At 61.1% G+C, this 3,254-nt stretch carries 1 protein-coding gene; it reads left to right on the forward strand.

Features of this window, described 5'->3' with window-relative positions; translation table 11 throughout:
• On the forward strand, window positions 1-3,254 hold a 3,254-nt coding region (locus K5D32_RS25600; RefSeq protein ID WP_221602301.1), incomplete at both ends, for a non-ribosomal peptide synthetase.

Consider the following 3,254-nt stretch of genomic DNA (forward strand, 5'->3'; position numbering starts at 1 on the left):
GATCTGGATGCGTTACGTACCCATTTGCAAGGCCAGCTACCGGACTACATGGTCCCGGCCGCTTATGTGCAACTGGACAGCCTGCCACTGACCAATAACGGCAAGCTGGACCGCAAGGCCCTGCCAGCCCCGGATCAGCAGGCCTTTATCAACCGTGGCTACGAAGCGCCGCAAGGCGAAGTCGAAACCACCCTGGCGCAGATCTGGGCGGAGGTGCTGCAGGTCGAGCGTGTGGGTCGTCACGACCACTTCTTCGAACTGGGCGGTCACTCGCTGCTGGCGGTGAAACTGATCGAGAAGATGCGTCAGGAAGGCCTGAGCGCCGATGTGCGCGTGCTATTCAGCCAACCGACGCTGGCGGCCCTGGCGGCTGCGGTGGGCAGTGGCACTGAAATCCGTGTACCGGCCAACCTGATCGAGCCGGGTTGCACGCACATCACGCCGGATATGTTGCCGCTCCTGACCATCGGCGAAGAGCAGCTTGAGCAGGTTGTCGCTTCCATTCACGGCGGTGCGGCCAATATTCAGGACATTTACCCGCTGGCGCCGTTGCAGGAAGGGATTCTCTATCACTACCTGACGGCCGAAGCCGGTGACCCTTATGTGTTGCAGGCGCAGTACGCCTTCGATAGCCGCGAGCATCTGGATACTTTTGTCCAGGCCCTGCAATCGGTCATCGAACGTCACGATATCCTGCGCACGGCCGTGCTCTGGACAGGTCTGGATGAGCCGGTGCAGGTGGTGTGCCGAAATGTCACGCTGCAACCGCAATGGGTCGATCTGGACCCGGCTGATGGTCCGGTCACTGCGCAATTGTCGGAGCGTTTCGATGCCCGTCACTACCGCCTGGACCTGACCCGTGCGCCGCTGCTGCATCTGGCCTGTGCCGAGGACAAGGAGCAAAACCGCTGGGTTGCCACGCTGCTGTTCCATCACCTCATTCTGGACCACACCGCACTGGAGGTGATTCAACTGGAAATGCAGGCCTTCCTGCTGGGGACTGCCGACCGGTTGGGCGAGCCTGTGCATTATCGCAACTACGTGGCGCAGGCCCGCCTGGGTGTTGAGCCTGCTGCTCATGAAGCGTTCTTCCGCGACATGCTGGGGGATATCGACGAGCCGACCCTGCCGTTTGGCATGCACGATGTCCAGGGTGATGGACGCGGTATCGAAGAGGTCCATCATGCCGTTGATCTGCAACTGTCCATCCGCCTGCGTCATCAGGCACGGCAACTGGGTATCAGTGCAGCCAGCCTGGTGCATCTGGCCTGGGCGCTGGTGCTGGGCAAGGTGTCGGCCACCGATGATGTGGTGTTCGGCACTGTACTGCTGGGCCGTATGCAAGGTGGCGAGGGTGCCGACCGTGCCTTGGGCATGTTCATCAATACCTTGCCGCTTCGCGTGTCCCTCGATCTGCATTCGGTTCGCCGTAGTGTGTCCGATGTCCATGAGCGGCTCACGGCCTTGCTGGCCCACGAGCATGCCTCGCTGGCACTGGCCCAGCGTTGCAGTGGTGTAGCGGCTCCTGCGCCACTGTTCAGTGCCTTGCTCAACTACCGGCACAGTGCAACGGCAGAAAGCAATGAAAGTCTGCAGGCCTGGGATGGCATGCATGTATTGGGCGGCAGTGAGCGCACCAACTACCCGCTGACCCTGAACGTCGATGATCTGGGTGAAGGCTTCAAGTTGACCGCTCTGGCGGTGGCCTCCATCGGTGCCCGGCGTATCTGCAACTATATGCAGGTTGCGCTGCAACAACTGACTGAAGCCCTGGAGCAGGCCCCGCAAACCCCGCTGGGCAGTCTGTCGATCCTGCCGGACAGCGAGCGTGAGCAACTGCTGCATCAATGGAATGCAAGTGAGGCGACCTTTGCCGACGACCATCTGATTCATCGGGCCTTCGAGGCCTGGGCTGTGTCGAATCCTTCGGCCCCGGCAATCCGTTTCGAGAGTCGTCGTCTGACCTATGGCGAACTCAATGCACAGGCCAACCGGGTCGCCCATCGTTTGATCGAGCTGGGCATCGGCCCTGACGATCGTGTGGCGATCTGCGTCGAACGTGGTCCTGAAATGATCATCGGTCTGCTCGGCATCCTCAAGGCGGGCGCAGGTTACGTGCCGATGGACCCGGCGTATCCGACCGAGCGTCTGGCGTACCTGCTTCAGGACAGCGCACCCGTGGCCGTACTGGTCCAGCGTGCGACGGCCAAGGTGTTGGCGCAGGTCAGCGTCCCGGTTATCTGCCTGGATGACGGTAGTCTGCAAGGTATGGGTTTGAACAATCCGCAGGTGGATTCGGCTTCGTCAAACCTGGCTTACGTGATCTACACCTCAGGCTCCACCGGTTTGCCGAAGGGCGTGCAGGTCGAGCATCGCAATGTGGCACGCCTGTTCTCGGCCACTCAGCCGTGGTTCGAATTCGGCCCGACCGATACCTGGGCGCTGTTCCATTCCTTTGCCTTCGACTTCTCGGTCTGGGAAATCTGGGGCGCGCTGGTACACGGTGGTGAGCTGCTGATCGTGCCGCAACTGGTCAGCCGTTCACCTCAGGAATGCTATGCCTTGCTGTGTGATGCAGGCGTCACCATTCTCAACCAGACGCCAAGTGCCTTCCGCCAGTTGATTGCGGCCCAAGGCGAAAGTCAGCAGTCGCACTCGTTGCGTCAGGTGATCTTTGGTGGCGAAGCCCTGGAAACCGGGATTCTCAAGCCGTGGTATGCCCGTGCGGTGAACGCCGGAACGCAACTGGTGAACATGTACGGCATTACCGAAACCACGGTGCACGTGACTTACCGTGCCCTGGAAGCGGCAGATGCCTTGCACGCTGGTGTCAGCCCGATTGGAGTGCGGATTCCGGACTTGCAGACTTACGTGCTGGATGCCAACCGTGAGCCTGTACCGGTCGGTGTAGTCGGCGAGCTGTATGTGGGTGGTGCCGGTGTAGCGCGGGGTTACCTGAACAGGTCGGAACTGAATGAAGAGCGGTTTATCACCGATCCGTTCAGCCAGCGCTCCGGCGCGCGCCTGTATCGCACCGGCGACCTGGCTCGCTGGACCGCCGAAGGCAGTCTGGATTACCTGGGCCGTAACGACGATCAGGTGAAGATCCGCGGTTTCCGTATCGAACTGGGAGAAGTCGAGGCGCAACTGGCGGCTTGTGAGGGCGTACGCGAAGCGGTGGTGATCGCTCGCGAAGACGTGCCGGGCGACAAGCGTCTGGTGGCTTATGTCATTCCAGAAGACGGCGTGACGCC

Source organism: Pseudomonas cichorii (assembly GCF_019719005.1).
Lineage (GTDB): Bacteria > Pseudomonadota > Gammaproteobacteria > Pseudomonadales > Pseudomonadaceae > Aquipseudomonas > Aquipseudomonas cichorii_E.